Below are 24,559 nucleotides of genomic sequence, written 5' to 3' on the forward strand. Positions count from 1 at the left end.
TCTTGCTTTCAACACATCAATTACCCCAATTGATCAACAAGAGTCCGAAATCATGCAACCGATTCCCTGCGTCCTGATGCGCGGCGGCACTTCCAAAGGGCCGGTCTTTCTCGCCAGTGATTTACCCTCTTCGACCGCCGAGCGCGACGAACTGCTGCTGGCTCTCATGGGCTCTGGCCATGAGCTGGAAATCGACGGCATCGGTGGCGGCAGCCCGCAGACCAGCAAAGTGGCAATCGTCAGCCCGTCGACTCATGAAGATGCCGACGTGGATTACCTGTTCGTGCAGGTCATGGTTTCCCAGCGCCGCGTCGATACTGCGCCCAATTGCGGCAACATGCTCTGCGCTGTAGGGCCGTTTGCGGTGGAGCAGGGTCTGGTCGAGGCGAGCGGCGACGTCACTCAGGTGCGGATTCGCAACCTCAACACCGGCACCTTCGTCTGCGCCGATGTTTACACACCCGGCGGTCAGGTCAGCTACGAAGGCCAGACCCGCATCGACGGTGTACCCGGTACGGCAGCGCCTGTGCAACTGACTTTTCTGGACGCGGCCGGCAGCAAGACCGGCAAGCTGTTCCCCACCGGCCAACAGACTGACATCTTCGACGGCGTGCCGGTGACCTGTATCGACATGGCCATGCCCATGGTCATCATCGAAGCGTCCCTGCTGGGCAAGCGTGGCGATGAAACGCCCGCCGAACTGGATGCCGACAAGGATTTCCTGCGCAGGCTCGAAGCTTTACGCTTGCGCGCGGGAATGGCCATGGGGCTGGGAGATGTGAGCGACAAAGTGATTCCCAAACCCGTACTGGTTTCGCTGCCCGACGCCGGTGGCACCCTCAAGGTTCGCTACTTCATGCCGCATAACTGTCATAAGGCCCTGGCGATTACCGGCTCTATCGGCCTGGCCACCGCCTGCGTCAGCGAAGACACCGTTGTTGCCCGCTTGCTGGGTAATACCGGGGCCACGCGCCTGCAAGAAGTACGAATCGAGCACCCAAGCGGTTCGATCCAGGTCGCACTGGCCTATGTCGGAGAAAACGGGCAAACCATCCGCGCTTCGGTGGTTCGCACGGCACGTCGCCTGTTCTCCGGCGAGGTCTATGCCCCGGCCGCGCAACTGCTGGCGGGCTGACGTTTTACAGCTGCATCGTGCTCTGCCTGACATCGAGTACCGCATCAGAACAACTCCAATAATGGGTGATGCAACATGAAAATCGCTAAATCGCTCTACTTTCAGATTATCTGCGCCGTGATCCTCGGGGTTCTGGTCGGTCACTTCTGGGCTCAACAAGCCATCGCCCTGAAACCTCTGGGCGATGCGTTCATCAAGCTGATCAAAATGATGATCGCGCCGGTGGTGTTCTGCACCATCGTCACCGGCATTGCCGGCATGAGCGACAAGCGCTCTCTCGGGCGCCTGATGAGCAAGACCATGCTGCTGTTCCTCGCCCTGACGGTGGTCAGCCTGCTCATCGGCCTGATCGCGGTCTATGTGATCAAGCCAGGCGTCGGCATGAACATTGACCCGGCAAAACTCAGCACTGCCGGACTGAGCCAGTACACCGACTCCGCCGCGAAACTGGGTGTCGTGGACTTTTTCATGCACATCATCCCGGACACCTTCATCGGCGCGTTCAACAAGGGTGAAGTATTGCCGGTGCTGTTTATCGCCGTGTTGTCCGGGTTCGCCCTGTCGTCGCTGGGCGAGCGTGGCAAGCCGGTGCTCAATGTGCTGGAATCGGCATCGCACATGGTCTTCAAGATCTTCTCGTACCTGATGCGCTTCGCTCCGATCGGTGCCTTTGGTGCCCTGGCATTTACCGTGGGCCAGTACGGCATTACGTCTCTGGGCTCGCTGGCCAAGCTCATCATGACCTTGTACATCGCCTGCGGCTTCTTCGTGTTTGTAGTACTGGGCGGAATCTGCCGCGCTCACGGCTTCAGCCTCTGGAAACTGCTGCGCTACTTTCGCGAAGAGTTTCTGGTGGTGCTTGGCACATCCTCAACCGAGCCTGTCATGCCGCGCATGCTGGAGAAACTTCAAGCCCTGGGCTGCAAGAAAGGCGTCGTCGGCCTGGTACTGCCAACGGGTTACTCCTTCAACCTGGACGGCACAGCGATCTATCTTTCCCTGGCCGCCATTTTCATTGCCCAGGCGTGCAATATCGAACTGAGCATGACGCAGACCCTGACCATGCTGGCAATCATGTTGCTGTCATCCAAGGGCGCGGCGGGTGTGACCGGCAGCGGCTTTGTCGCCCTGGCATCGACCCTTACCGTCATCCACGATATTCCGCTAGCAGGCCTGGCATTGCTGATCGGTATCGACCGCTTCATGTCCGAAGCCCGGGCGCTGACCAGTCTGGCCAGTAACGCCGTCGCGACGGTGGTGATCTCCCTGTCGGAAAACGCATGTGACCGCCAGGCACTCATGCAACGCCTCGACGGGAAAGCCATCGCCGCCACGCCTGACACCCCGCAATGGGACAGCACTGCGCAGGCAGCCGAGCGCACCTGACACACACATACACAAATCAATCGATATCCATTCGAGCAGGCAAGGCATCGTTCATGCGATGCCCTGCAGGCCCGGCGGCATTCGCTTGCCCATGAATAACAACAAGAGAATATCCATATGCTTGCCTTTCTTGGCCTGGCCATGGTCGTGGTGTTCACCTACCTGATCATGTCCAAACGCTTGTCTCCGATTGTCGCGCTGACTCTGGTACCCATCGTTTTCGCAATCATTGGCGGCTTTGGCGGCACCACCGGCAAAATGATGCTCGACGGCCTGAAAATGGTCGCGCCCTCCGCGGCCCTCCTGTTGTTCGCCATCCTGTTCTTTGGCCTGATGATCGATTCGGGCCTGTTCGACCCGCTGATCCGCAAGATCCTCAAGCGGGTCAATGGCGACCCGATGAAGATCGCGGTGGGCACCGCGCTCTTGTCACTGACTGTCGCCCTCGACGGTGATGGCACGACCACTTACATGATTACCTGCGCAGCCATGCTGCCGCTGTACAAGCGCATTGGCATGAACCCGATGATCCTCGGCATCATATCGATGCTTTCCCTGAGCATCATGAGCGGCATGACGCCATGGGGCGGCCCTGCAACCCGAGCCATTGCCGCGCTGGGCCTGGATGCCGGCGAGTATTTCATTCCGTTGCTGCCCACCATGATCGGCGGTGCTGCCTGGGTGGTGTTCACGGCCTTTCTGCTGGGCCGCGCCGAGCGCAAACGCATAGGCAACGTGCAGTTGCAGAGCGGCGGCGGTGATTGCTACATCGACGAAATACTGGGCAATACGCCGCACAAACGCCCCAAACTGGCCTACGTCAATCTGGCGCTGGTCATTGCCGTGATGATTGCGCTGGTAACGGGCCTGATGCACTCGGCCGTGCTGTTCCTGATCGGTTTCGTCGTCGCGCTGATGATCAACTACCCGCAACTGGATATTCAGAAAGAACGCATCCTGGCCCACTCCGGCAATGCCATGACCGTGGTGCTGCTGGTCTTCGCCGCCGGGGTTTTCGCCGGGATCTTCTCCGGCACCAAGATGGTCGACGCCCTGGCGCAGACCCTGGTGGACTGGATTCCACCGCAATGGGGGCATCTGTTCCCGCTGGTCGTCGCCCTGACCAGCATGCCGCTGACCTTTGTGCTGTCCAACGACGCTTATTACTTCGGCGTGGTACCGATCCTTGCCAATGCCGCAGCCGCCTATGGCATCAGCCCGCTGGAAATTGCCAGGGCTTCGATTCTGGGCCAGCCGGTACATCTGATGAGCCCGCTGGTGGCCTCGACCCTCTTGCTGGTCGGCATGATCGACCGCGACATCGGTGAGTTCCAGAAAGCCACCTTGAAATGGGCGGTGCTGACCTCCCTTGTGGTCACGGCCCTGGCTCTGCTGACCGGAGCCCTGACGCTGTTCGTCTGACGTCACCCACTCCGTAACACGACTACTCACGGGTCCTGAAAAGGACCTGCGGATCACTGCACCTCCAATAACAACAACGAGTATTGAGCATGAGTATGTTTTTCAAGCGTGGAGCCCTTTTTTCCGTGTTGGGAGCCCTGCCCTGCGCCAGTGTCGGCGCTGCGGGTTTCATTGAAGACAGCAAGCTGAAGCTGCAACTGCGCAACGTCTACTTCAATGAAAACTTCCGGGACGAGAACGGCCTGAGCGCCCGTGCGGCGAGCACAGCCAAAAGCGAGCGTACCGAGTGGGCACAAGGCTTCCTGCTCGACTATCAGTCCGGTTTTACTCAGGGGACTCTGGGTTTTGGCCTCGATGCACTCGGGCTGATGGGCGTAAAGCTCGACTCGGGCAAGGGCCGTAGCGGCACCGGATTGCTGCCGGTGCATGGCGACGGACGTGCGGCGGATGAGTTTGCCAGCCTGGGCGCAGCCGCAAAAATGCGTCTGGCCAAGACCACCGTCAAATACGGCTCGTTGCTGCCCAAAAACCCGGTGCTGATTTACAACGACGCTCGCCTGCTGCCACAGACTTATCAGGGCACCCAGTTCACCAGCAACGACATCGACAACCTGACCCTCACCGGCGGCCATCTGGATCAATTCAAGTTGCGCGACTCTTCGGACAGCCGCTCGATCATTCCCGACGGCTTTACTGGCAAAGGCTCGGACTTCTCTTATATCGGCGGGGACTACAAGCTCGGCAAGAACATTCGCCTCAGCTATTTCCATGGTGAGCTTGAGGACTTCTACCGCCAGAACTTCGCCTCGATCCAGCACGACCTGCCGATTGGCAAAGGCGTGCTGACCAGCGATCTGCGTTATTTCCATAGCGTGGATGCCGGCGCGGCGCGAGATGGCAAGATCGATAACGACATGCTCAGCGGGCAACTGACCTACGCTCTGGCCGGGCACAGCTTCAGCGGCGGTTACCAGACACTGAGCGGGGATGCAGGCCTGCCTTATATAAGCGGCGCAACCGTGTACTCATTCACCAATGTCGGGATCGGCAAATTCATCGAAGAAGATGAAAAGACCTGGATGCTCGGTTATAGCTACGACTTTTCACGGGTTGGCATACCGGGCCTGTCGTTTACGACCAAATATCTGAGTGGCGACAATGGCAAGTCCGGCTCGGCAAGGCTGCACGAGTGGGAGCGCGATGCCGAACTGGCCTATGTGCTGCAAGGCGGGACCTTCAAAGGGCTGGGCATGAAGCTGCGCAACTATGTCTACCGCTCGGATTACGCACGGGGGCGTGACAGCAACCGGATCTACATTACCTATGAGATTGCACTCTGGTGACCGGATACCGGTCGGCGAGTGAGGTTTTGTAGCTGACCATCACTCGCCTGCTCTTTATATAAAGTCTCGTAAAGGGCTCATGCCAACTCTTCAAGCTCGGCCAGCAGATCCGGCTCGATCACCAGCTCACTGGCAGAGAGGTTTTCGCGCAGGTGCGCAACCGAAGAGGTCCCCGGAATCAGCAGGATATTGGGCGAGCGTTGCAGCAGCCAGGCCAGCGCCACGTTCAGAGGCGAGGCACCCAGGCGAGTCGCGACGCAAGACAGGGTTGTCGATTGCAACGGGCTGAAGCCACCGAGGGGAAAGAACGGCACGTAGGCAATGCCTTGCTGGCTCAGCTCTTGGATAAGCTGTTCATCTGCCCGGTGAGACAGGTTGTAATGGTTCTGCACACAGACAACCCTGGCGATTCCTTGAGCCTGTTTGATCTGCGACGCCGTGACATTGCTTAGGCCCAGATGACGAATCAACCCTTGTTGCTGCAATTCGGCCAGAGTCGTGAACGCCTCCTCGATCGGCCCCTCTTCGGGAGCCTGCTGGCTGCCCCAGGCCCGCAGGTTCACAACATCCAGCACATCGCGCCCCAGGTTGCGCAAGTTGTCATGCACCGCGCGGGTCAGTTCGGCAGGGCTCGGTGCCGGGTTCCATGAACCATCTGCACCGCGCAGGGCGCCGACCTTGGTCACGATCACCAGATTGTCCGGGTATGGCTGCAAGGCTTCGCGGATCAACTGGTTGGTCACATGCGGGCCGTAGAAGTCCGCGGTATCGATATGGTTGACACCCGATGCCAGTGCTTCCTGCAAAACAGCCACTGCCGCTTTCGGGTCTTTGGGTGGGCCGAAGACATTGGGACCGGCCAATTGCATCGCGCCATAGCCCATGCGATTGACCGTACGGTCGCCCAACAAGAAAGAACCTGCCTTGCGTGCATTGCTCATGTCGTCCACCTCGGGAAATGTGTTCAGGCCACTATAGGCATTGACGACTCCACTGATAATACAGTGCAATCCGCACAGGTTGTACGCCGGAGAGAACAGTGCCCGCAGATATCCAGGACTTGCTGTCCTATGTGATTGTCGTAAAAGCCGGAGGCTTTCGTGAGGGAGCCAGGGCCAGCGGCAAATCCGCCTCCAGCCTCAGCGATGCCGTGCGGCGCATCGAAGCAAGGCTCGGCGTGCGTCTGCTCAATCGCACTACGCGCAGCGTAATGCCCACCGAGGCGGGTGCGCGCTTGATGGAGCGGATCGTTCCAGCCCTTGCCGAGGTCGAGACATCCCTGGATGTGGTGAATGACTTCCGCGACGGCCCTTCCGGCACCCTGAAGCTGAACGTACCTGCCAGCGCGGCCAGACTGGTACTGCCCGCAATCATCACGCCCTTTCTGCAAGCCTGCCCCGACATCCGCCTGGAAGTGGTCATCGAAGAAAGCTTTGTCGACATGCTCAAGGAAGGTTGTGACGCCGGGATTCGTTACGATGAACGTCTTGAAAAAGACATGATTGCCATCCCCATCGGCCCGAGACTCCAGCGCATGGCGACAGCAGCGTCACCCGCCTATCTCAAGGCCCATGGTCGCCCAGAGCATCCGCAAGACCTTCTGCAACACTCATGCATACGGGGTAAATTCGCCAGTGGCGCCATGCCGCTCTGGGAGTACGAACGTGATGGCGAAACCGTTTGCGTAGACCCCACTGGCCCTTTGCTGGTCAGGGCTGGAGGGGCTTACGACCTGGCGGTCCAGGCGGCAATCGATGGCCTGGGCATCATTTATCTTTTCGAGGAGTGGATTCAACCGCATCTGCAAAGTGGAGCACTGGAACCGGTGATGGAAACCTGGTGGCAGGAGTTTTCCGGGCCTTATCTCTACTATCCCGGTCGCCGCTACCTGCCTTCCCCGCTCAGGGCATTTGTGGACTTTGTCAAAGAGCAGAACCTCACCCGGCCTGACAGCAGAAAATCTGGCCTATTTTCTCCTTGACCAACTCCATGAACGCCGACACCGCAACGGGAAGATGTTTGCGACTCGGGTAAAGTGCATTCAGGCTGAGGCCTGCGCGCTGGTATTGCGGGAGTACCGATACAAGCCGGCCAGCCTGCAGATCCGCGTGGGTAAGCGTGCTGGGAAGCAAGGTTATGCCAAGCCCGGCCATTGAGGCCTTGCGCAGTGATTGCGCAGTATTGCCGATGAACCGGCAGGTCACCTGAACCTCTTCTTCAACACCGTCAGGCCCGTCGAGGCGCCATGTGGCAAAACCGCTGGGATGGGAAAAGCCTACGCAGTCAAACCCAGCCACATCCTGCAAGGTTTCGGGTTGGCCATGCTCGGCGATATAAGCAGGGCTGGCCACGAGTCCACTGCTGCTGGTACCTAGAATCTGCCGACTGACATAACCCAGATCGTTGAGCGGCCCACCCCGAAACGCAACATCGATCTGATCGGCAATCAGGTCAGCCTTGTCATCACTGAGTACGAATTCGAGCCGCATCTTGGGGTACAACGCCATGAATTCGGCGACCCATTCCATCTGAAAGACATCGAAGAAGTCGGCAGGCACTGCCACACGCATAAGCCCGCTGGATTCCTGACTGCCCATCATCAATGCCTGACCGGCATCGGCCAGATCATCCACAGCACCGGCACAGCGTTCGTGAAAGGTCTTCCCGGCATCAGTCAGGGTGAGCTTGCGCGTCGAGCGCTGCAACAGCCTGGAACCCAATTGCGCCTCAAGCTGCTGTACGCGACGGCTCACCGTATTGGACGGAATCCCCATGCGCCTCGCGGCCTCGGCAAAGCTGCCGTAACGCACGACCTGAACGAAGAGCGCGACATCATTGAGATCAAGCATCTGGCCAATTCCATTGAAATATGGACGAGTTAAATACAACTCATCCAGCCAGTAAAGCGGTCAGCGCAGACAATGCATATGCGTTGTCTGCCAGACCGGATCGTCCTCTACATCGACCGTCACAAAACCCTGCTTTTCCCAGAAGCGGATCGCGCCCGGCAGAAACGGGTGGGTGTGCAGATACAACACTTCGACGCCACTGGCATCGGCCTGCACCTTGAGCGCTTCGTATAACCGCCCTGCCAGCCCGGCACCTCTGAATTCGTGGCTGACGAACAGACGCACAATCTCCACCGTTCTGCGGCCTGCGTAGTCCAGTTGAGCAAAGCGATGGTCGTAAGGCAGATACCCGATGGCTGCGATGATCCGGCCTTCGCAGCAGGCGATCAGGAACTTTCCGTCCTTCGCGTCCAGATAGACCTGTTCAAAGTCGGCCAGATCAGCCGGAACGGTGCTGGCATCGAGCATGGGAAATATTTCAGCGCGGGCCGCCATGACAAAGTCGATGGCGCGGGGAATGTCGGCAGGCTGGACTTCAGTGATGGTGATGTTCATTACAACTGACCTGGCTGGGGTAACGCAGGGTAATACAACACAAAACCGGGTAGGAGCGAATTCATTCGCGAGAGGCCGGTACATCCAATTCATCTCTATATGTCTGGAATAATCTTCGCGAATAAATTCGCTCCTACCGGGTATTCATGCACAGATTTACAGCATTGCCGCCCCATGACGCACCAATGCAAAGCGGACCTGCGCCGCTCTATCCAGCCATACCCCCTTGAAAACAGGCCTTCGGGCAAGCTGGCACACCCCCTGCATAGTCTCCGATAACCCCACCATGAATGTGGTCGGGCGGTGCATCCGGCAACGTCGCCCGATGACACCCAAAACACTTGATGAATAACAGGCAAAGGCGCCTGGAACCGAAAGGTTCCGGGCGCCTTTTTTTTGGCTTTGAAAAACCTGATTGGCCTCGGCCGGGACTTGCTATGAACACCACAGTCTTACCCTTCAGCGATGTACAGACCCTTATCGTCGTCGGCAATGGCATGGTCGGTCATCATTGCGTCGAGCAGTTGATCGCAGGCGGCGCCCTTGATCGCTATCGCATTCATGTCTTCGGCGAAGAACGCCAGCGTGCCTACGACCGCGTGCATCTTTCCGAATACTTCACCGGCCGCGATGCCGAATCCCTGGCCATGAGCGATGCGGCCCTCTATCAGCAAGCCGGGCTGACCCTGCACCTGGGTGTTCCAGTGCTGGAGATCGACCGGGATCGTCGCGAGATCATCACCGCTGAAGGCTGCTTCACTTATGACAAGCTGATCATGGCCACGGGCTCGTTCCCGTTCGTGCCGCCAATCGAAGGTGCGCAAGGCGACTCACGTCTGGTCTACCGCACCCTCGAAGACCTGGACACCATTCGTTACGCCGCCAGCAAGGCGCGTCGCGGTGTAGTCGTGGGTGGCGGCCTGTTGGGGCTGGAAGCGGCAAACGCCCTGAAATCCCTGGGGCTTGAAGCCCATGTGGTGGAGTTCGCCCCGCGTCTGATGCCGGTGCAACTGGACGATCTTGGCGGCGCGGCCCTCAAGGCCCGGATCGAGGCTATGGGCGTTGGCGTGCATCTGTCCCGCGCCACGCAGTCGATCAGCGACGGCAAGCAGTATCGCTATCGCATGAACTTCGCCAACGACGAATTCCTGGAAACCGATCTGATCGTGTTCTCTGCCGGTATCCGCCCGCAGGATGCGCTGGCTCGCCAGTGTGAACTGGAACTCGGCCCTCGTGGCGGTATTGCCATCGATGAACACTGCCGCACCAGCGATGCGGATATTTATGCAATTGGCGAGTGCGCCGCCTGGAATGGCAGCGTCTTCGGTCTGGTTGCACCGGGCTATCAGATGGCCCGTAGCGTTGCAGCACAGCTTTGCGACAAGGAAGCCGATCCTTTCTTCGGTGCCGACATGTCCACCAAACTCAAACTGCTGGGCGTGGACGTCGGTTCGATTGGCGATGCCCATGGCGCACTGGCGGGTGCGGTCAGCTATCGCTTTATCGATGAAGCCACTTCCAGCTATCGCCGTCTGGTGGTGTCGGCCGATGGCAAGCAAGTGCTGGGAGCGGTGCTGGTGGGCGACAACAGTTATTACGACACCCTGCTGCAATACGCGCAGAACGGCATTCCCCTGCCCGCCGACCCGTCCAGCCTGATCCTGCCCCGTGGCGAAGGCGCGCCGACCCTGGGGGCCGATGCCCTGCCCGCCACGGCGACCATCTGTTCCTGCCATAACGTCAGCAAGGGCTCGATCTGCTCGGCCATCGATGCAGGCTGTACCGATCTGGCCGGCATCAAGACTCAGACCAAGGCCTGCACCGGTTGTGGTGGCTGCGCAGCCTTGCTCAAGCAGGTGTTCGAGCATGAGCTGATCGCCCGTGGCGTCAGCGTCGACAAGAGCCTGTGCGAACACTTCGCCTACACCCGTCAGGAGCTGTATTCGATGGTCCGCGTCGAAGGCATCGAAACCTTCGAGGAACTGCTGACCCGCCACGGCAAGGGCGCCCATGGCTGCGACATCTGCAAACCGGCAGTGGGCTCGATCCTCGCGTCCTGCTGGAACCGGCAGATTACCGAGCCTTCGCTGGTGCCACTGCAAGACACCAATGACACCTTCATGGCCAACATGCAGAAAAACGGCACCTACTCGGTCGTGCCCCGTATTCCCGGTGGAGAGATCACACCGGACGGCCTGATTGCCATCGGCGCCGTAGCCAAGAAATACGACCTGTACACCAAGATCACCGGCGGCCAGCGTATCGACCTGTTTGGCGCGCAGTTGCACGAATTGCCGGATATCTGGAGCGAGCTGATCGAAGCCGGCTTCGAGACCGGCCATGCCTACGGCAAGTCGACGCGGACGGTGAAATCCTGCGTGGGCAGTACCTGGTGCCGCTATGGCGTGCAGGACAGCGTGGCCATGGCCTTGCGCATCGAAGACCGCTACAAGGGCCTGCGCTCGCCGCACAAACTCAAGTTCGCCGTTTCCGGCTGCACCCGTGAATGCGCGGAAGCACAAAGCAAGGATGTGGGGGTCATCGCCACCGAAAACGGCTGGAACCTCTATGTCAGCGGCAACGGCGGCATGCGTCCGCGCCATGCAGAACTGTTCGCCACCGATCTGGATGACGAAACCCTCATTCGTTACATCGACCGCTTCCTGATGCTCTACATCCGCACCGCCGACAAGCTGCAACGCACCTCGGTCTGGCGCGAGTCGCTGGAAGGCGGCCTGGATTACCTCAAGGCCGTGATCATCGACGACAGCCTGGGGCTGGCCGAAGAGCTGGAAGCGCAGATGCAACTGGTGGTCGACCGCTATGAATGCGAATGGGCCAACGCCCTCAAGGACCCGGAAAAGCTCAAGCGCTTCCGCACCTTCGTCAACGACAAGCGCAGCGACCCGGATGTCCACTTCGTCAAGGAACGTGAGCAACGCCGCCCTGCAAAACCTGAAGAAATCGCCCTTATCCCGTTCAAGGAGGTGGTCTGATGAGCCAGTCCAATGTGGCCTATGCCGAAAAAACATCCGCCACGCACACTCAATGGCAGACCCTGTGCTCGCGCCGGGATCTGGTGGCCAACTCCGGCGTAGTCGCCTGGCTCGATGGCGCACAGGTCGCGCTGTTCTACCTGCCTGAAACCAGCGAAGGCGAAAAGCTTTACGCCATAGAGAATCGCGACCCCAAATCCGGTGCCAACGTCATCGGCCGCGGCCTCATAGGGCAGATTGGCGGGGAACTGGTCATCGCATCGCCGCTGTACAAGCAGCACTTTCGTCTGCACAACGGCACGTGCGTGGAATACCCGGAGCAACAACTTGAAGTCTGGCAGGTACGGCTGAATGGCGAACAGGTGGAAATCGCGGTTTAGGCCATCTCAGGGCAAGTCTTGGCGTGTTATTTCACAAGAAGGGTATGGCTGATTCTTCTGTGGTCGCTGTGAAATACCACACCAGGCTTCAAACGAAAACTCATGCAGTATTACGGGCGTTCAGCGTAGGCCACCACTGGCCGTAATTTCTTCGCCCGTTACAAAGCGCGCATCATCGGACGCTAGAAATGCCACAACACGAGCAATATCTTCTGGTGTACCAGAACGACCGAGTGGAGTCAGAGATATGATGCCCGCAGCCATCTCAGAGCCAACGATGCCAGCGGCTGTAGTACCTTCGGTCACCACGAAGCCTGGGCTGACGACGTTAACCCGCACGTTTCGTGGCGCAAGCTCCTTGGCAAGCACGCCAGATATTGCATTGACAGCGGCCTTGCTCGCTGTATAGATCGAGGTACCAGGCGTACGCAGGCTGGTAATTGATGACGAAATGTTGATAACGCTTGCACCCTCCCCAAGATGCTTGATGGCAGCTTGAGTGGTAAGTACTACCCCAAGCACGTTGATGTCAAAGAGGCGACGATACTGCTCCTCGGTTACGTGTTCGACCGGAGCAACATCAAAGACGCCCGAGTTGTTGACCAGAATATCCAGCCGGCCGAAATTCGTTATAGCGGCCTCGATCAATGCTTGAGCCTCTGCCGCTATGGAAACATCAGCCTTCAACGCGATAGCGTGGCCGCCAGATGATTTGATGGCGTCGACAACCGCATCTGCGCCTTCGCGACTCGATGCGTAATTGACCACTACTGCTGCGCCGTCCTGCGCTAAAGCCTTGGCTATACCGGCACCAATCCCCTTTGAGGCCCCCGTCACAACGGCTACTTTACCTGCCAGTTTCTTCATGATTCATACCTTTTCATGCTAAATTTCGACATTAAATTAATTGAGACTGAGACCGGAACCGATGCTTTTCCTGAGTCAGAGAGCAATTGGTTCCTTAGTTCCGATATTAGGAACTATAGGATTACAGGTCAAGCAAGAAGTGAAGCGACCATGAGACCCATATTTCATCCTGCGATTGAGGACGTTCAACCCCAAGCCATCCTCCATGCGCTGTCTGATCCGAACCGGGCAGCGATTCTGGCCAGGATCCTGACTTCGGGTAGTGTCAAAGCCTGCTCGGTTGTAGCCAGACTGGGTGATCGGGTCATCCCGAAATCATCTCTGTCCACCCATTTCAGAGTGTTACGTGAAGCAGGATTGATCCGTAGTGAGCGCCATGGGGTGGAGATGAGAAACCACTCGCGTTTTGCCGAAGTTGATGCGCGATTCCCGGGCCTGGTTGCAGCGATTATCAACGCTTACGCCTCGGTTATCGTTAACGACCCTTCCGGGGCGGACGAATAGCACCGACCTGTTTTTCAACGCAGCATCACCGATGCGTAGATACATTTCGTCTAGAGCCTACAAGGTTTATCTGTATATCCATACAGATAAACCTTGCTCACAACGCTTTCAGTGTTCATCCTTACCGCATTCAAAACCCGTCAATGCAAGCGGTGGTTATGCGGCTGTTTCTCTGCGAAAAACCCTCACAGGCCAAAGATATCGCCGCCGTCCTCGGCGCGACCCGGCGTGGAGACGGTTGCTGGACAGGCCCCAACGCCACCGTGACCTGGTGCATCGGTCACCTGCTGGAAACCGCGCCACCGGATGCCTACGATGCCCGTTACAAACGCTGGGTGCTGGAAGACCTGCCGATTGTCCCGGACAAATGGAAAATGCTGGTCAAACCCCGTACCGCCAGCCAGTTCAAGGCCGTAAAACGCCTGCTGGGTGAAGCCCGAGAACTGATCATCGCCACCGACGCCGACCGGGAAGGCGAGATGATTGCCCGCGAACTGGTAGAACATTGCCGCTATCGTGGCCCGATCCAGCGCTTGTGGCTGTCGGCACTGGACGACGCTTCGATCCGCAAGGCGCTGGCGTCCCTCAAGCCCGGTGCCGATACCTTCAGCCTTTATCATTCGGCACTTGGCCGCTCCCGCGCCGACTGGCTGATCGGCATGAACATGAGCCGTCTGTTCACCCTGCTCGGTCGCCAGTCCGGGTATCAGGGCGTGCTGCCGGTGGGTCGCGTGCAGACGCCAACCCTGCGGCTGGTCGTGGATCGCGACCGCAGTATCGCCGACTTCGTGCCCGTGCCTTACTGGGCCATCGACGTCAGACTGCTGCATGACGGCCAGGCATTCATTGCCCAGTGGCGAGCGCCTTCGGATGCCTGTGACGATCAGGACCGCTGCCTGAACCAGCCACTGGCGCAACAGGCCTCAGAGGCGATTCGCAATGCCGCCAGCGCCAGGGTCGTAAAACTGCGTACCGAACGGATTCGCGAGGCTGCGCCCTTGCCTTTCGACCTGGGCACCTTGCAGGAAATCTGCTCGAAAAAACTCGGCCTTGGCGCTCAGGAAACCCTGGATATCGCCCAGGCCCTGTATGAAACCCACAAGGTCATCACCTACCCGCGCAGCGATTGCGGTTATCTGCCCATGAGCCAGCATGGCGAAGCGGCGGGCATCATCGCCGCGCTGGGCAAATCCGATCCTGCGCTGAGCGAACTGCTCAGGCATCTGGACCCGCAACGCCGCTCACGGGCCTGGAACGACGCCAAGGTCAGCGCCCACCACGGCATCATCCCCACCGCTGCCGCCCGAGGCATCGAGCGCCTGACAGGCAAGCCGCGAGCGGTCTACACCCTGATCCGCGCGCGCTATCTGGCGCAGTTCCTGCCCAACCACGAATACGACCGGACCCAGGCCGACTTCGACTGCGCCGGGCAGGCCTTGCGCGCCATCGGCAAGCAGATCATCGAACCGGGCTGGAAACGTGCCATGCCCGAAGCGCTGGCCCCGGCCAAAGGTCGCGAAGCCCCTGCCCCGCAAAACCTTCCCACGCTGTTTCAGGGCTGCGACTGCCCGGTGAACGATGTCATCCTCAAGGACCTGTGGACCCAGCCGCCCAAGCCCTTCACCGAAGGCGACCTGATCAAGGCCATGAAGAATGTCGCCAGGCTGGTGGAAGATCCGCTGCTCAAGCAGAAGCTCAAGGACACCACCGGGATCGGTACCGAAGCCACCCGCGCCGGTATCATCCAGGGGCTGCTCGACCGGGGTTATCTGATCAAGCAAGGCAAGGCCTTGTCTGCCACTGCCGCAGCGTTCAGCCTGATCGATGCCGTCCCTCGCGCCATCGCCGACCCCGGCACCACCGCCATCTGGGAGCAGGCGCTGGATATGGTGCAAAGCGGTGAAATGAGTCTTGAAGAGTTCGTTGCCAAGCAAGCAGCCTGGATGAGCAAGCAAGTCACCCGCTGCGTCGGCCTGCGCCTGACCATCAGCGGCCCGGCCAGCCCGGCAGGTGGCGCCGCGCCCTGGAAGAAGAAACGCAAGACCGGCACGCGCAAGGCAGCCGGAACCACTGCAAGCAAAGGCAAACGCCCGCCAAGAGCAACAAAGAAAGCCTGACCCCATTTGTATCTCGCCGCTTACAACTTGCAGCTTATCGCTTGCAGCTTGCCCCTGCTTTTCACTTTCCCCCCTATACATCAATGCCGTATTGATAGCACAATAATGATAATGATTAGCATTTACTAACATTAATGAATCTTAATTGTTACAATCTGGCTTTCCGTTTGAAGATGACTGCCACCAGAAGAAGGGAGCGGGACCACCATGCGTGTATTAGTGGTAGAAGACGACATATCGGTCAGCCACTGGCTTGGCAGCAAACTCCATGCGTTCGGCCATAACTGCAAGTTGACCCATGACGGTGAGGGCGCGCTGGAGATCCTCACCCAGGAAGCGTTCGACGTTGTGGTGCTGGACCGCATGCTGCCCAGGATGGATGGCATCGAACTGCTTAACAGGCTCCATGGCCGCTCCCGCCCTCCCGTGCTGATCCTGTCGGCAAACGACCAGACCAGTGACCGTGTCGAAGGTCTGCGTGCCGGTGCGGACGACTATCTGGGCAAGCCTTTCGACTTCACCGAACTGCTGTTGCGCCTGGAGGTGCTGGCTCGCCGGCACAATCAAACCGCTATGGAAGAAGTGATCTACATAGAAGATTTACGCATCGATCTGGGCCAGCGCAGTGCATGTCGGGCCGGGCGCAATATCGACCTGACCGACAAGGAGTTCCGCCTGCTGCAAGTGCTGGCCGAGCACCCGGGCCAGACGGTCACCCGCACCATGCTGCTGGAAAAGGTCTGGGGGTATCACTTCGACCCGCAGACCAACCTGATCGACGTCCATATCTCCAAACTGCGGACCAAGATCGACAAGGGTTTTGAACGCAGCCTGCTGAGGACCATTCGTGCAATCGGCTATGAACTCGGCTAGTCGTTTCGAGCTGCGCCACATCCTTGAAACCAGCAATTTTCAACAAGCCGCCACCATGGCATTTGCCTGTCTGCTGGTGGCCTTGCTGTCGGTCATCGGCAGTGGTTGCGTGCTTGAAAGCGTCATGCGCAGCCACGTGCGGGAAATGATCCTCGCCGACGTGCGCACCATGCATGAACTGACCCAGAGCCGCAGCAGCCATCAGGTTGCCGAACTGCTCAGGCAGCGGGACCTCTATGACCGGCGCAGCGAGCGTCATTCGCTGCTGCTGGACCCACAGGGCAAGGTCCTGACCGGCGATGCGACGATGCACGAAGTCATGGACTGCATCGCGGCACGCTGCCCGGATAACTGGCGAAACATTCGTAACAAAGAGCGGCAGATCATGGGGCTGGTGATCGAGCTTCGCGACGGCGGCCGCTATTTCAGCGCCTACGACCTGCAACCGATGCTGGAGCGCACCCAGATCATTCCGCTGATGGCCGGTGCCGGCCTGTTTCTGGTGCTATTGGGCAGCCTGATCTTCAGCCTGCGTTACAGCCTGCGCAAGCTGTACCGCATAGAACGTATTCATGACGCGCTGAAACGCTTTGCCAGTGGCGATCATCAGGCCTTTCCGCCCCATGACCGCAGCGGCGACGAGCTGGACCGGCTGGCCACCGAGATCTATCGCAATCTGGAGCGGATCAACAAGCTGATGGCCGAGGTCAAGGGCGTGACCAGCCATATCGCCCACGAACTGCGCACGCCGCTGACGCGATTGCAGAATCGTCTGGTCAGCGCAGCCGAAATCGCCACTGGCGATGTGCGCGAAGCCCTGTGGTTGGCCGCTGATGAAAGCGAACGTATCCAGAGCCTGTTTCGCGCAGTGATGCGGGTCGGGGAAGTGGAAACCGGGCGTTGCGCCCATCTTTTCGAGGAGTTTCCGGCTCAGGATCTGCTCAACGATCTGCGCGAGTACTACTTGCCCCTGGCCGATGAGCGCAACTCGCCACTGGTGCTGAACATAGACCCCGGCTGCCGGATCTGGGGCGACCGCGCCCTGCTGTTCCAGGCCATGGCCAATCTGGTGGACAACGCACTGAAATATGCGCCGCGCAACTCCACGATCACGCTCTTTGCCCGGCATCGCCCTCTCTTCGCCACCCTTGGCGTGGCGGATCACGGCGAAGGCATTCCGGCTTCTGCAACGGAACAGGTGGTGGAACGCTTCCATCGCCTGCATACCTCCGGCGACATTCCCGGCAACGGGCTCGGCCTGACACTCGTCAAGGCCATCAGTGAACTGCATGGCGGCTCCCTGCGGCTGAGCGACAACCAGCCCGGCCTGCGTGTCGAATTGCAGTTGAGCCGGGCGATTCCTTAAGGCTTCTTAATGATCCCCGCCTTGCCGCTTAATGAGAATAAATCTTAGTATCGTTTCACCTTATTGAACCGTCCTCGACCGCTGTTCACTGCGGTCGGGATTCCCTTTTCCGACATCTCACACAGGCTTGCGCCATGCTCAACTCCTTCAAGAAATTCCTTCGCGACGAAAGCGGCGTGACCGCCATTGAATACGGCATTCTGGCGGCTTCCATGGCCGCAGCCATCGGCTACATCTTCGGCTCCGACGGCCAGTTCATCGGCGCGCTCAAGGAGCGTTTCGGTGGCATCGCCGACCAGATCAGGTCCACCAACAACAGCACCGGCAGCAACTGACGTTACCCCGCAGGATTCCCGTCCATGACCAGCCTTGTCGTCGTTCTGCTGTTACCCGCCTTGTGCTGGGTCGTGGTCACGGACCTGCTGTATCGCAAGATCCATAACCGACTGGTGCTGGCATTGCTGGCGGGATGGCTGGCATTGCCGCTGCTGGCGCCCCTGAATGTCGGCCCTTTTGCAGGTCTGGGGGTCTGGCAGGTCATTTCCGCCATGGGCTGGTCTACGGCAGGCGCAGCGCTGGTCCTGCTGGTCGGTTATGGCCTCTACATGATCGAACGGGTCGGCGGCGGCGACGTCAAGCTGATGACCGTGCTGAGCCTGTGGATCGGCAGCGAAGACCTGATCACCTTCCTGATCATCACCTCGCTGGCTGGCGGCATCCTGGCGCTGGTGCTGCCCACGCTGGAAATGCTCGAAGCCGCTCTTGCAAGGGGCGTGATGTGGCTGATCCGGCGCATGCCGCAAGACGCTATCGCGGTACCGATCATCTATGACGCTCAACGCCCCGCAGGTATTCCCTACGGCCTGGCCATCGCAGCAGGTGCGCTGTTCACCTTGCTGTTTCCCATCCACACCTGAACCCACAGTAGCCGTACTCGATGAAAAAGAATTCGCTCATTCTGCTGACTGGGGCCATTGTCCTCGCCAGTGGCTCCGCTCTGCTCGCACGGGCTTTGCTGGCACCGCCAAAGCCACCTGAAGTCAAGGCACAGGTTCAACCTGCCGCCCCCAAGGAAGCCACTCGCCAGGTGCTGGTCGCTTCACGCAACCTGCAACCGGGCGACTTCATCGATGCAGGCAGCCTGGACTGGCAACCGGCAACCGCACAAATGACGCGCTCCCTGTATTTCATCGAAGGCCAGGACAAGCAGGACTCCTTGCTGGGCGCCACTGTGCGTCAACCGGTCGAAGCCGGCCAGCCACTGACCAGCAGCGTGGTCGTGCGCCCCGGCGAACCAGGCTTTCTGGCCTCGGTCATCAAGCCCGGCATGCGCGCCGTATCCGTGCCGACCAGCGCAGTGGAGAGCAACTTCGGCCTGGTGGCCGCCGGTGATCGCGTGGATGTGATCCTGAGCCTCAAGCGCGAACAGGAAACCCAGGCGCCAGACGCCACCGCCAATGCCGCGCCGTTTCTGGCCGCCCAGACCATCCTTCACGATATCCGCGTGCTGGCAATGAATAACAGCACCCGCAGCGACCTGAATGTACGCCGGGATCTGGAAACCACGCCCAACGCCAAGAACACCAGCAGCCGCCAGAGCTTTGAAACCGTGACTCTGGAAGTCGCGCCGTCGGCGGCCGAGCAACTGGCAGTCGCCAAGGAGATCGGCAACCTGCAACTGGCCATCCGCTCATCGGTCGAGCAGACCGAAGACGAGCTGCTGACCAGCGGTGAAGTCACCACCCTGAACAAGACCACCAGCATTTATCCCTCGCAGAAAAGCGCGGGTAAATCCGGGCCGGCCACCACTGTGCAGCTCTTCAGGGGCAAGGCCACCGAAGTTCTGGACCTGGCGAAACACTGATCAGTTGCGTCTGCCGGCCGGTGTAGCGCCGACAGACGCCCTTACGGAAAAAACAGCATGAAACGCACAGCGCAACCTCTGGCTTCGGGCCGGAACGGACTCTCCTTGCTGCTCGCCGGCCTCGGCTTGAGCGCCACACTGGTCAGCCCGTCAGTTGTCATGGCCGAACAGGCGACCGTGGACAACTACGACATGCCTGCCAAAACCCCGGTCACGCCGGTTATCACAGCCCAGCAACGTGCCCAGTTGCAACAGATCAGTGAAACCCAGACAGTCAACCTGACCGTGCGCCAGGGACGCCTGCTGCAACTGCCTCGCGCCGCGGCAAAAGTGCTGTTGGCCGACCCGGAAGTGGCCAGTTTCCAGATGCCGTCGCCGAGCAGTGTCTTCGTATTCGCCCAGCGGTCAGGCGCCACGACCCTGTATGCACTGGACGCCAACGACAATGTGATCGCAGCCATGCGGCTGGTCGCAGGCTTCGATCTGGAAGGCCTGCGCCAACAGATCGAAAACGAAGTGGTGGGCTCGCAGGTCAGTTTCGTACCGGCGGCAGGCGATGGCCTGATCGTTCGTGGACATGTTCGTACGCCCCTCGAAGCCCGTCAGGTCATGGCCAGCGTCAAGGCAGCCGTCGGCGCCAGTGACAGCGCCGCAGGTGGACCGGGTGGCGGCGCTCCAGCCGGTGCGCCCGGAGGCGGCGGCCCTGCTGCACCGCGAGTGATCAACCAACTCAAGGTCGAGTTGTCGGCACAGGTCAATATCCGGGTCCGGGTCGTCGAAGTGTCCCGCAACCTCAGCCATACTCTGGGCCTGAACTGGGACTCGGTCATGAACAGCGGCAAGTTCCGTCTGGCGACCGGTTCTTCGACCAGCCTGTTCAACGCCGCCGACGCGGCCTCATCGGCAGGCACCATCGCTGGCGCGACCCAGGCCGGTCAGTTGATCCGCACGGCCAACACCATCGGTTTCACCGACGGCAACCTGACCGGGCTGATCAACGCCCTGTCGGTGGAAGGCATGGCTTCGGTCCTGGCCGAGCCCAACCTGACGGCTATGTCCGGCGAAACCGCAGGCTTTGCGGCGGGCGGTGAAGTGCCAATCGTGGTCATCACCAACAACAACGTCAGCATCACCTACAAATCCTACGGCGTGATCCTGCGCATGACGCCCACCCTGCTCTCGCCCAACCGCATCAGCCTGCATATCGCACCGGAAGTCAGCGACCTGTCCGATGACGGCGCAGTGACCCTGCCCGATGGCGGCTCGACCATTCCGGCCTTCAAGGTTCGGCGCGCCGACACCACGGTGGAACTGGCCAGCGGCCAGAGCTTCGCCCTGGCGGGCATGCTGCGCAGCAACGTTGCCCAGCAAGTCAGCGGCCTGCCGGGCCTCAAGGGCGTGCCGTTGCTCGGTCGCCTGTTCGAGGGTGAAACCAGCACACAAGAGGACACCGAACTGGTGATTCTGGCGACCGCTTATGTCGTAGACCCCGTCACCGAAGGTGAACTGCAAACCCCGGGCCGCGGCCTGCCAGGCATGGATGCGCAGATGCCGCGCCAGGCCAGCGCAGGGTACCTGTACTGATGGAGACCTTGAAAATGAAGCCTGTCACTTTCCGCCTCGCGCTGCTGGCCTGCCTGCCTTTGCTCATGGCGGGCTGTACCGCGCAGTACAACGAACTGCGCGCCAAGCGCTTTGCCAACACGCCGATGCCGGTCACTCAGGTGAACCCCAGCGCCCTGAGCGTTTCCCTCAACACCGTCAATCAGGGTAAGGGGCTGACTGCCGAATCCCTGGAAAACCTCAACACGATGCTGAGTAATCAGGGTCGTCTGAAAAACCAGAGCCTGACCCTGCAACCCTTCACCCCTGCGGGTGAGCAGATGGCCAAACGTCTGACACGGGTACTGAACGAACGCGGCGCGGATGCCAGTCGCATCATTCTGGCCCCGGTCCAGCTCAAGGCTGCCGAACAGTCTGGCGGCTGGGATCTGCAAGTCATTTCCGAGGCCATGGTCGCGCAAATCCCCGACTGCCGAATCGCCAACGCCGATGCCTGGACCATGACCCCTTATCAGGCAGTCGGCACTCTTGGTTGTGCCAACCGGGCCAACATTGCGCGGATGGTCAGCGACCCTCGCGACCTGGTCCGCCCGCGCACTCTGGACAGCGCCGATGGCAATCAGGCCAACAATGCCGTGCAGCGTTATCAGGAAAGCAAGACCACCGAACTGATGAACATCGACTTCTCCCAGGACGACTGAGGACGCCGCCATGAACGACAAGACCAACACTGTACTGCCCAGCGGCGACAAAACCTTTCTGGCACCGGTCCTGTTCGCCGCCAGTACGGCTGACCAGCGCAGCTTCGCCGAACAGTTGCAGCGCCTGGGCCAGCCCGAGGCGCTGGTCCTGAGCGGCGGAATCGAAGCGGCCAAGGCCTGGTGTGCCGAACAGCGGGCCAGCCTGCTGCTGGTGGACCTGGATGGCGAGCAATTTCCCTTGCAGGCCATTTCTGAACTGTCGAGCCTGTGCGATCCGGGCTGTGCGATTCTGGCCCTCGGCAGCCAGCAGAATGTCGACCTTTATCGCGCCCTGACCCACAGCGGCGTGGTGGATTACCTGTGCAAACCCGTACCACTGGACTTGCTGGCCAGCAGCCTGGAGCGTGCGCGCAATATCCATCAGCAACCCCAGACCAGCCAGGTGCGCACCGGTCGCAGCATTGCCGTGACGGCTTGCTCCGGCGGGCTGGGTACCAGCACGGTCAGCGCCGGGCTGAGCCTGTTGCTGTCACACGAACGGCATATTCCTGTGGCCGCCGTGGATTACGACCGGCACAACGCAGACCTGTCCCTGCTGCTGGGGGCTCAGGGCGATTGCGGGCTGGCCGCTGCCTTGAGCAGCAGCGAGATCGATGCCCGCTTTCTGCAACGGGCCATGACTCGTCTGGATGACCGCCTGCATCTGTTGGCCCAGGAACCTTCGGCCGACCATTTCGCCCCTATCGATACCGATCACCTGCTTGAGCTGGGCGCCAACCTGTGCCGCCTGTTCAATCAGGTGGTGTGGGACCTGCCATCCGGCCACCCGCAAGGTGCGCTGGAGGTGTTGCGCCACGTCGAAACCCGCATCCTGCTCAGCGAATTCACCATTCAAGGCGCCCGCAATACCCAGCGCCTGCTTGAAGAGATCGGTGACGAAAGCGAGGGCCAGCAACTGCTGCTGGTGGTCAACCAGAACCATGGCACTCATCAGACAGTCGCCCGCGAACAGTTCGAGGCCTTCGTCGGCAGACGTGTGGACCTGATCCTGCCTTACGCCGGACACGCACTGAGCGACAGCCTCTTGAGCGGCCCGCTGCGCCTGGACGCTGCACCGGCCTTTCGTCAGGCCCTGCTGAATCTGGCGGACCTGGCCTGTGGCCGCAAACCGGGCAATGCCCTCGCAGCGACGTCGGTGCTGGCCCGCCTCAAAGGCGCCCTGACCCGTCGTAACGCGGCCTGACACAAGGAGCCGGATCATGCTGATACGCAAGCCCAGAACCCCTGCCCCCGCGCCGACACCCTTGCCCGTGCAGGAAAGCAGCGAGTCGGTCATCGAGATGCAGAAGGTCAACACGACCAAGGCAAACCCTGCCAGCAAGAATGCCGACAGCGGCGCCAACCTTAACCGGCGCCTGATTCGCGGTTTTCTCTATGACCAGATCGACCCGCTCAAGGCGGCGGCCATGGGGCGCGACAAGCTGCGTCAGCAGATCGAAAGCCAGATACGGCGCATCTGCGATGACAACCGCCTGCAACTGTCGCGCCCCGAAGAAGAGCAGATCGCCAGCGAAATGCTGGACGAGATGCTGGGTATCGGGCCGATCCAGCCGCTGCTGGCCGACGACACGGTCAACGATATTCTGGTCAATGGCGCAGGTCAGGTGTTCGTCGAGCGCTTCGGCAAGCTGGAACTGTCGAACATCACGTTTCTTGACGAAGAGCATGTGTTCAACACTGCCCAGCGTATCGCGGCCGGTGTAGGACGACGCATCGACGAAGCCAACCCCATGGTCGATGCACGGCTGGCTGACGGCAGCCGGGTCAACGTTATTACTTACCCGCTGGCCATCGACGGCACCACCATCTCCATCCGTAAATTCATGCGCCGCAACCTGACGCTGGAATCCCTGGCGGCACGTAACGCCATGTCGATGGAAATGGTCCAGGTGCTCAACCGCGCCATGATTGCCAAGCTCAATATCGTGGTGTCCGGCGGTACGGGTGCGGGCAAGACCACGCTGCTCAATGCGTTGTCGCAAAAGATCAGCGAAGACGATCGTATCCTGACCATCGAAGATGCCGCAGAGCTGCAACTGCAACAGATCCATGTGGTGCGTCTTGAAACACGGCCGGTCAGTGCCGAAGGCACCGGCAAGGTCGATCAGCGCGATCTGGTGCGCAACGCCCTGCGGATGCGGCCTGACCGGATCATCCTCGGTGAAGTACGCGGCGGTGAAGCCTTCGACATGTTGCAGGCCATGAATACCGGGCATGACGGCTCGCTCTGTACCGTCCACGCCAACACCCCTCGCGACGCCATCATGCGCCTGGAAAACATGGTGATGATGGCAAGCATGCAACTGCCGATGGAAGCCATTCGACGCCAGATCGCCAGTGCCGTGAACCTGGTGGTTCAGGTCGAACGCCAGCGTGACGGCGGACGACGTGTTGTCTCGATCACTGAAGTCTGCGGCATGGAAAACGACGTCATCCAGACTCAGGAGCTGTTCGGCTTCAAGGTCCGCTCCACCGACAGCCAAGGCAAGATTCTGGGCGACTACGTGAGCAGCGGCCAACGGCCCGAGTTCTACAACCAGCATGCCCACCTGTTTGGCGACCTTTGAGAGGACACCTC

General features: G+C 60.0%; 22 protein-coding genes. 18 read left to right on the forward strand and 4 right to left on the reverse strand.

What is annotated here, in order from left to right; genetic code table 11:
- The first annotated feature begins 52 nt into the window (after positions 1-52).
- From JL015_RS04820 to JL015_RS04835, 4 genes are all read left to right on the forward strand, one after another.
- Entirely contained in the window at positions 53-1,135 is a 1,083-nt protein-coding gene (locus tag JL015_RS04820; RefSeq protein WP_201017646.1) for a 4-oxalomesaconate tautomerase, read from the forward strand.
- 75 nt (positions 1,136-1,210) lie between these two features.
- Positions 1,211-2,521 (forward strand): dicarboxylate/amino acid:cation symporter, encoded by a 1,311-nt coding sequence (locus JL015_RS04825; protein ID WP_201017647.1) that lies wholly within the window; start codon positions 1,211-1,213, stop codon positions 2,519-2,521.
- A 117-nt stretch (positions 2,522-2,638) separates the two neighbouring features.
- Positions 2,639-3,943 (forward strand): CitMHS family transporter, encoded by a 1,305-nt coding sequence (locus tag JL015_RS04830; RefSeq protein WP_201017648.1) that lies wholly within the window; start codon positions 2,639-2,641, stop codon positions 3,941-3,943.
- A gap of 89 nt (positions 3,944-4,032) precedes the next feature.
- Positions 4,033-5,286: an OprD family porin gene (locus tag JL015_RS04835; protein ID WP_201017649.1), complete on the forward strand. Its 1,254-nt coding sequence runs from the start codon at positions 4,033-4,035 to the stop codon at positions 5,284-5,286.
- A 77-nt stretch (positions 5,287-5,363) separates the two neighbouring features.
- Here the strand turns inward: JL015_RS04835 and JL015_RS04840 are convergent, their stop codons facing one another.
- Positions 5,364-6,227: an aldo/keto reductase family oxidoreductase gene (locus JL015_RS04840; RefSeq protein WP_201017650.1), complete on the reverse strand. Its 864-nt coding sequence runs from the start codon at positions 6,225-6,227 to the stop codon at positions 5,364-5,366.
- A gap of 98 nt (positions 6,228-6,325) precedes the next feature.
- Between JL015_RS04840 and JL015_RS04845 the strand changes: the two genes are divergently transcribed.
- Complete coding sequence (locus JL015_RS04845; protein WP_201017651.1) at positions 6,326-7,267, forward strand: LysR family transcriptional regulator; 942 nt, start codon at positions 6,326-6,328, stop codon at positions 7,265-7,267.
- On the opposite strand, the gene JL015_RS04850 is transcribed toward JL015_RS04845, so the two are convergent.
- Both JL015_RS04850 and JL015_RS04855 read right to left on the reverse strand, forming a co-directional pair.
- On the reverse strand, positions 7,224-8,135 hold the full coding sequence (locus JL015_RS04850) for a LysR family transcriptional regulator (RefSeq protein ID WP_201017652.1): 912 nt from the start codon (positions 8,133-8,135) through the stop codon (positions 7,224-7,226). The genes JL015_RS04845 and JL015_RS04850 overlap by 44 nt on opposite strands.
- A gap of 60 nt (positions 8,136-8,195) precedes the next feature.
- A complete protein-coding gene (locus JL015_RS04855) occupies positions 8,196-8,690 on the reverse strand; it encodes a GNAT family N-acetyltransferase (protein WP_201017653.1) in 495 nt (164 codons plus the stop codon).
- 437 nt (positions 8,691-9,127) lie between these two features.
- Here JL015_RS04855 and nirB point away from each other — a divergent pair, with 437 nt between their 5' ends.
- Both nirB and nirD read left to right on the forward strand, forming a co-directional pair.
- Positions 9,128-11,686 (forward strand): nitrite reductase large subunit NirB, encoded by a 2,559-nt coding sequence (gene nirB / locus JL015_RS04860; protein ID WP_201017654.1) that lies wholly within the window; start codon positions 9,128-9,130, stop codon positions 11,684-11,686.
- Complete coding sequence (nirD, locus tag JL015_RS04865; protein ID WP_201017655.1) at positions 11,686-12,066, forward strand: nitrite reductase small subunit NirD; 381 nt, start codon at positions 11,686-11,688, stop codon at positions 12,064-12,066. The genes nirB and nirD overlap by 1 nt, the downstream gene beginning before the upstream one ends.
- Before the next feature lie 120 nt (positions 12,067-12,186).
- Here the strand turns inward: nirD and JL015_RS04870 are convergent, their stop codons facing one another.
- Positions 12,187-12,933, reverse strand: coding sequence for a glucose 1-dehydrogenase (locus JL015_RS04870; RefSeq protein WP_201017656.1), 747 nt, complete (start codon positions 12,931-12,933; stop codon positions 12,187-12,189).
- A 15-nt stretch (positions 12,934-12,948) separates the two neighbouring features.
- Between JL015_RS04870 and JL015_RS04875 the strand changes: the two genes are divergently transcribed.
- The 11 genes from JL015_RS04875 to JL015_RS04925 all read left to right on the forward strand — a co-directional run bounded on the left by JL015_RS04875 (position 12,949) and on the right by JL015_RS04925 (position 24,548).
- A complete protein-coding gene (locus JL015_RS04875) occupies positions 12,949-13,437 on the forward strand; it encodes an ArsR/SmtB family transcription factor (protein ID WP_201017657.1) in 489 nt (162 codons plus the stop codon).
- Between the two features lie 158 nt (positions 13,438-13,595).
- On the forward strand, positions 13,596-15,554 hold the full coding sequence (locus tag JL015_RS04880; RefSeq protein ID WP_201017658.1) for a DNA topoisomerase III: 1,959 nt from the start codon (positions 13,596-13,598) through the stop codon (positions 15,552-15,554).
- 207 nt (positions 15,555-15,761) lie between these two features.
- A complete protein-coding gene (locus JL015_RS04885) occupies positions 15,762-16,427 on the forward strand; it encodes a response regulator transcription factor (RefSeq protein ID WP_025259684.1) in 666 nt (221 codons plus the stop codon).
- Positions 16,414-17,793 carry a sensor histidine kinase gene (locus JL015_RS04890; protein WP_201017659.1) on the forward strand — a complete coding sequence of 460 codons (1,380 nt, stop codon included), beginning with the start codon at positions 16,414-16,416 and terminating at the stop codon, positions 17,791-17,793. Before JL015_RS04885 ends, JL015_RS04890 begins: the two co-directional genes overlap by 14 nt.
- 134 nt (positions 17,794-17,927) lie before the next feature.
- Entirely contained in the window at positions 17,928-18,128 is a 201-nt protein-coding gene (locus tag JL015_RS04895; protein WP_201002965.1) for a Flp family type IVb pilin, read from the forward strand.
- A gap of 24 nt (positions 18,129-18,152) precedes the next feature.
- Positions 18,153-18,710 (forward strand): A24 family peptidase, encoded by a 558-nt coding sequence (locus JL015_RS04900; protein ID WP_201017660.1) that lies wholly within the window; start codon positions 18,153-18,155, stop codon positions 18,708-18,710.
- Positions 18,711-18,730: 20 nt separating this feature from the next.
- Positions 18,731-19,657, forward strand: a complete 927-nt coding sequence (gene cpaB, locus JL015_RS04905; RefSeq protein ID WP_122320856.1) for a Flp pilus assembly protein CpaB — start codon at positions 18,731-18,733, stop codon at positions 19,655-19,657.
- A 57-nt stretch (positions 19,658-19,714) separates the two neighbouring features.
- Entirely contained in the window at positions 19,715-21,241 is a 1,527-nt protein-coding gene (locus JL015_RS04910) for a type II and III secretion system protein family protein (protein WP_201017661.1), read from the forward strand.
- Positions 21,242-21,255: 14 nt separating this feature from the next.
- Positions 21,256-21,921 carry a CpaD family pilus assembly lipoprotein gene (locus JL015_RS04915; RefSeq protein WP_201017662.1) on the forward strand — a complete coding sequence of 222 codons (666 nt, stop codon included), beginning with the start codon at positions 21,256-21,258 and terminating at the stop codon, positions 21,919-21,921.
- Between the two features lie 10 nt (positions 21,922-21,931).
- Complete coding sequence (locus JL015_RS04920) at positions 21,932-23,164, forward strand: hypothetical protein (protein WP_201017663.1); 1,233 nt, start codon at positions 21,932-21,934, stop codon at positions 23,162-23,164.
- 16 nt (positions 23,165-23,180) lie between these two features.
- Complete coding sequence (locus JL015_RS04925; RefSeq protein WP_201017664.1) at positions 23,181-24,548, forward strand: CpaF family protein; 1,368 nt, start codon at positions 23,181-23,183, stop codon at positions 24,546-24,548.
- Positions 24,549-24,559: the final 11 nt, after the last annotated feature.

It is taken from the genome of Pseudomonas cichorii (assembly GCF_015471405.1).
In the GTDB taxonomy this organism is placed as follows: Bacteria; Pseudomonadota; Gammaproteobacteria; order Pseudomonadales; family Pseudomonadaceae; genus Aquipseudomonas; species Aquipseudomonas serbiensis.

Excerpts from the sequence above, each read along its gene's own strand:
- JL015_RS04885 (WP_025259684.1), top strand. The coding sequence starts at position 15,762 with ATGCGTGTATTAGTGGTAGAAGACGACATATCGGTCAGCCACTGGCTT.
- JL015_RS04875 (WP_201017657.1), top strand. The coding sequence starts at position 12,949 with ATGCTAAATTTCGACATTAAATTAATTGAGACTGAGACCGGAACCGAT.
- JL015_RS04880 (WP_201017658.1), top strand. The coding sequence starts at position 13,596 with ATGCGGCTGTTTCTCTGCGAAAAACCCTCACAGGCCAAAGATATCGCC.
- JL015_RS04910 (WP_201017661.1), top strand. The coding sequence starts at position 19,715 with ATGAAACGCACAGCGCAACCTCTGGCTTCGGGCCGGAACGGACTCTCC.
- JL015_RS04820 (WP_201017646.1), top strand. The coding sequence starts at position 53 with ATGCAACCGATTCCCTGCGTCCTGATGCGCGGCGGCACTTCCAAAGGG.
- JL015_RS04890 (WP_201017659.1), top strand. The coding sequence starts at position 16,414 with ATGAACTCGGCTAGTCGTTTCGAGCTGCGCCACATCCTTGAAACCAGC.
- JL015_RS04870 (WP_201017656.1), bottom strand. The coding sequence starts at position 12,933 with ATGAAGAAACTGGCAGGTAAAGTAGCCGTTGTGACGGGGGCCTCAAAG.
- JL015_RS04835 (WP_201017649.1), top strand. The coding sequence starts at position 4,033 with ATGAGTATGTTTTTCAAGCGTGGAGCCCTTTTTTCCGTGTTGGGAGCC.
- JL015_RS04855 (WP_201017653.1), bottom strand. The coding sequence starts at position 8,690 with ATGAACATCACCATCACTGAAGTCCAGCCTGCCGACATTCCCCGCGCC.
- JL015_RS04925 (WP_201017664.1), top strand. The coding sequence starts at position 23,181 with ATGCTGATACGCAAGCCCAGAACCCCTGCCCCCGCGCCGACACCCTTG.
- nirD (WP_201017655.1), top strand. The coding sequence starts at position 11,686 with ATGAGCCAGTCCAATGTGGCCTATGCCGAAAAAACATCCGCCACGCAC.
- JL015_RS04850 (WP_201017652.1), bottom strand. The coding sequence starts at position 8,135 with ATGCTTGATCTCAATGATGTCGCGCTCTTCGTTCAGGTCGTGCGTTAC.
- JL015_RS04830 (WP_201017648.1), top strand. The coding sequence starts at position 2,639 with ATGCTTGCCTTTCTTGGCCTGGCCATGGTCGTGGTGTTCACCTACCTG.
- JL015_RS04840 (WP_201017650.1), bottom strand. The coding sequence starts at position 6,227 with ATGAGCAATGCACGCAAGGCAGGTTCTTTCTTGTTGGGCGACCGTACG.
- JL015_RS04895 (WP_201002965.1), top strand. The coding sequence starts at position 17,928 with ATGCTCAACTCCTTCAAGAAATTCCTTCGCGACGAAAGCGGCGTGACC.
- JL015_RS04915 (WP_201017662.1), top strand. The coding sequence starts at position 21,256 with ATGAAGCCTGTCACTTTCCGCCTCGCGCTGCTGGCCTGCCTGCCTTTG.
- JL015_RS04825 (WP_201017647.1), top strand. The coding sequence starts at position 1,211 with ATGAAAATCGCTAAATCGCTCTACTTTCAGATTATCTGCGCCGTGATC.
- JL015_RS04920 (WP_201017663.1), top strand. The coding sequence starts at position 21,932 with ATGAACGACAAGACCAACACTGTACTGCCCAGCGGCGACAAAACCTTT.
- cpaB (WP_122320856.1), top strand. The coding sequence starts at position 18,731 with ATGAAAAAGAATTCGCTCATTCTGCTGACTGGGGCCATTGTCCTCGCC.
- nirB (WP_201017654.1), top strand. The coding sequence starts at position 9,128 with ATGAACACCACAGTCTTACCCTTCAGCGATGTACAGACCCTTATCGTC.
- JL015_RS04900 (WP_201017660.1), top strand. The coding sequence starts at position 18,153 with ATGACCAGCCTTGTCGTCGTTCTGCTGTTACCCGCCTTGTGCTGGGTC.